The organism is Gordonia soli NBRC 108243 (assembly GCF_000334455.1).
GTDB lineage: Bacteria > Actinomycetota > Actinomycetes > Mycobacteriales > Mycobacteriaceae > Gordonia > Gordonia soli.
Genome location: NZ_BANX01000048.1, coordinates 1 through 4,286 on the forward strand (window position 1 = coordinate 1; position 4,286 = coordinate 4,286).

The 4,286-nt window shown below is 68.1% G+C and carries 2 protein-coding genes and 1 pseudogene; all 3 read left to right on the forward strand.

The window, feature by feature from the left end; translation table 11 throughout:
* Positions 1 to 1,201: 1,201 nt before the first annotated feature.
* Positions 1,202 to 2,146, forward strand: a pseudogene (locus GS4_RS24350) (ATP-binding cassette domain-containing protein); the annotation flags it as partial.
* Positions 2,147 to 2,153: 7 nt separating this feature from the next.
* Entirely contained in the window at positions 2,154 to 2,978 is an 825-nt protein-coding gene (locus GS4_RS24355) for an ABC transporter permease (RefSeq protein WP_007625700.1), read from the forward strand.
* A complete protein-coding gene (locus GS4_RS24360; RefSeq protein ID WP_007625702.1) occupies positions 2,975 to 3,835 on the forward strand; it encodes an ABC transporter permease in 861 nt (286 codons plus the stop codon). Before GS4_RS24355 ends, GS4_RS24360 begins: the two co-directional genes overlap by 4 nt.
* The last annotated feature ends 451 nt before the right edge of the window (positions 3,836 to 4,286 follow it).

Below are 4,286 nucleotides of genomic sequence, written 5' to 3' on the forward strand. Positions count from 1 at the left end.
CCCGCCGGCCGCCCACCCGTCGGCCGAGGTGGCCGACCAACCGCCCGCTGCGGCTGCAGAGCGGTCGATCGTCGGTTCGTGGACCGTGCCCGGCGTCGGGCCCCGCAACGGGGTGGCACCACATGTGCCGGAGTCGCCCGTCCACCGACCACCCGCCGACGGATACGCGCCGTACGACACCCCCGATCACGCATCGAGGGTGAACGGATCCGGCACATACGCCCCAGGCTTCACCGAATCTCCGGCTTCCTCCGAGCCCCCGGCCTCGTCCGAATCCCGGACCTTCGAGACCGCGGCGCCGGAGCGGACTGCGTACGACGGTCCTACCCACGACGGTCCTACCCACGACGGTCCCGCCCACGGCCCCACACGCGACGACCCTGCCCACGGCTACACGACCTACGAGGCCCCCGCGTCCGACGATGCCGCGTATCGGGAGAGTTCGTACACGGGGAGCGCGTACGAGGAACCTGTCGGGACCCGCGAGCCCGAATCGCCGATCACGGGCGGCTGGTCCATCGGCGCGACCACCGGCGAGAGCCGCGCGGACGATCGCCGAGGCCCCGCCGCATGGGACGACCACCGGTCCGCCGCGCCGGCCACCAACGGCACCGCACCAGGATTCGAGCCACCGACCTTCGACGGCCCGGCCTACGAGTCGCCCCGCGCCTACCAGGACGTCCCTGCCCGACCTCGCGAGCCGGAGCGGCGCACCGCTGCGGACGCCTTCGGCCGTGATCGTCCGCTCGGCGCGGGCGTCGATGCCGAGGCCGGTCGCGGCCGCGTCTTCGACCCCACCCGCTCGTGGGACGCGCCGGCCCCCGACAGCCCGAGCTTCGACTCGGACGCCGAGGTCGTATCGGACCCGTACGTCGAGGACTACTACGGCCGTGCCGAGCCCGGTACGGAGTCCTCAGGAGCCGACCCACGCCGGAGTGATTCGCGTGCAACCGGTTTCGCCGGTGCGCCGCCCTGGGGCGCGCCGACGTCGTCGCCGTCTGGTGTCGACCACGACCCGGCGCCGAGCACAGATCGGTGGGCCATCACCCAGCCGCGGTCGCGGGATGGGGTCGTCGAACTCGTCGATCCGCCCTACGGCTACCGCGAGCCCGCGCCGGAACAGTACGAACGTGAAGCGCAGCCGGCGTCAGGACCGTTCCAGAGCGCCGCGTTCGCGCCACGGGACCCGCTGTCGGTGGCGACACCCGCGATCGTCGCCCGCAACCTGCGGAAGCAGTTCAAGGACATGGTGGCGGTCGAGGACGTGAGCTTCACCGTCCCGGCCGGCAGCATCGTCGCGTTGCTCGGACCCAACGGCGCCGGCAAGACGACAACGGTCAACATGCTCTGCACCTTGCTCAAGCCGGATTCGGGTACCGCCAGTGTGTACGACCACGACGTCGTCTCCGATGCGGCTGCAGTCCGGCGTTCGATCATGCTGACCGGCCAGTTCGCCGCACTCGACGAGGCGCTCACCGGCCGCGAGAACCTCATCCTCTTCGGTCGGTTGCTCGGACTGACCAAGCCGTCGGCGCGTGAGCGTGCCGACGAGCTGCTGACGACCTTCGGACTGGTCGAGGCCGGGGGCAAGAAGGTCGGTCAGTACTCCGGCGGCATGCGTCGCCGCATCGACATCGCCTGCGGCCTGGTCACCGCGCCCAAGGTGGTGTTCCTGGACGAGCCGACGACCGGTCTCGATCCGCGCAGCCGCCAGGAGGTCTGGTCGCTGGTCGAGCGCCTGCGTGACTCGGGCGTGACGATCTTGCTGACCACGCAATACCTGGAAGAGGCCGATGTCCTGTCCGACAACATCGTGGTCATCGACCACGGGCGGGTGATCGCGCAGGGCAGCTCGGACGAACTCAAGGCGGCGACCGGCGCTTCCTACTGCGAGCTGACCCCCGCCAGTGCCGACGACCTGCCCCGACTCCGGGCCGCGGTCGCCGACCTGATCCCGGCCGGTGGCGACGACCACGCCGAGGAGCACTCGGTGGCGGTGCCGGCCCCCGACGGTCCGGAGACGCTGGTGGAGGTCATCCGCCGCACCGAGGCCGCCGGCATCCGGCTCTCCGATGTCGCGATGCGTCGCCCCTCGCTGGACGAGGTGTTCCTCTCGCTGACCGATCCAGCCCGGCAGGGGAGGTGAGCTGACCGTGGCCACCCAGACAGCCGATCCGGCCCGCGAGTCCACCGGACCCGGTGCGGTGCCCATCGCGCACACCAAACCGCTGCAGCAATGGTGGACGCTGACCGCGCGCGGCATCGGCAAGGTCTTCCGCAACGGCGAGTTCGTGTTCGCCTTCGTCTCGCCGGCATTCCTGGCCATCTGCTTCTACCTGCCGCTGCGCAGCATCATGGACGCCTACCCGGGCATGAACTACGGACAGTTCCTGATGCCGATCATCATCCTGCAGTCGGTCGGTTTCGCCGCATCGTCTGCGGCGATGCGGGCGTCCTTCGACGGCGCCGAGGGCATCAACACCCGATTCCGCGTGCTGCCGATGCCCGCGGCCATCCCGATGCTCGCCCGCCTGGCGACCAATGCCGTGTTGCTGGCCGTCTCGTTGTTCTGCGCCAGTATCGCGTGCCTGATCATCGGATGGCGGCCTGAAGGCGGCGTCTCGGGGACGATCGGTCTCTACGTGGTCTCGGCGGGGGTCGGCATGCTGGTCGCACTCCTCGCCGACGGTATCGGCCTGGTGGCGGGCAGCCCCGAGGCGACCAGCCAGACGCTGACCTTCCCGACTCTGATCCTCGGCATGCTGTCCACCGGATTCGTCCCGGAATCGCAGTTCCCGGAGTGGATCCAGCCGTTCGTCCGCAACCAGCCGATCTCGCAGTTCGTGAACTCGATGCGGGTCATGGACACCGGGACGGCGACCTGGGAGGTCGTTGCGCCGACGGTCTGGTGGTGTATCGGTCTGGCGGTGCTCGCCACCGTCCTGCTCTACCTGGGCAACAAGAAGGTGGGCCGATGACCACGCGGGACACCGAGCCGACCACCGACCGCAGTGCGGCGGTGATCGCTCACGGACAGGCGACCTCACAGGTGTCCGAACTGTCGGTGCGCGCATGGTGGGACCAAACGGTCACGCTCACCGGCCGACAGGTGCTCGTCTTCGTCCGCGACGTGCCTACGCTGCTGCAGTCCCTGATCATCCCGGCCCTGAGCATGCTGATGTTCAAGGTCGTCCTCGGCGACGCGATCGGCAGTGCCACCGGTCAGAACAGCGCTTATGGCACGGTGCCGCTGGTCATCCTGGTCGGTGCCATGTTCGGTTCCATCGCCTCTGCCACCAGACTCAACCTCGAGCGGTCGACGGGTCTGCTCGGTCGGTTGTACGTGCTCCCGATCAACCGGGCCGCCGACGTGAGTTCTCGCGTCGCATCCGACCTCATCCGGATCTTCGTTGTGACGCTCATCCTGTTGGCCGCCGGACATCTGATCGGGTTCCGGTTCACCCAGGGGGTCGGGCCCGCCATCGGTCTGGTCGTCGTGGCCCTCGCCTACGGCGCGGCGTTCGGCATGTTGACGCTCGCCCTCGCCGTGAACGCGAAACCGGGTGCGCCGATCGTGCCGTACCTCGGTCTGGTGTCGAGTCTGCTGATGTTCTTCAACTCGGGCTTCTCGCCGCTCAGTGCCTATCCGACCTGGCTACAACCCGTGGTCGCCAACCAGCCGATGACGCCGGCCATCGAGGTCATGCGTTCACTGGCGGCCGGTGGACCGCTCACATCGAATCTCATCAAGGTGGTGATATGGACGGCCGTGATCCTTGCGTTGTCGATCTATCCCGCATTGCGCGGTTATCGAAAGGCAGCCACCGATCGCTGATCCCTCGACGCTCGGATGATCGACACCCACCGCCACCCGACGTGGTTCCGGGGGACCGATGAAATAGACTGGAGTTTCTGCGCCGGACCCGGCCGACCACTCCGGTGGCCGACCTGCAGGTCAGCGTCCGAGCACGTCGTAGACGTCAAGGGACTCATACGACCGACACCGGAGCGGAGGCCGGGAAACGCCAAGCGTGTAACGCGAAGGAGGTTCTGCGGCGATGTACAGAAGTGAATCCTTTCCGATCGCCCCTCTCGGAATCAGAGGTCACGGACGCAGCAGCTCACCGACGCGTTGTGTAACAAGTCAGAATCGTGTCCATGAAGGATTAGCCCGCCAAAGTGGTGTGAGGTCTAATCGACAAGGCCGATGAGATCGTCCAAGTGAGGAGTGTTCAGCGTCCGTGGCAACCGCCGAGTACCGCGACACAGCGTCAGGTGCCGAGGTC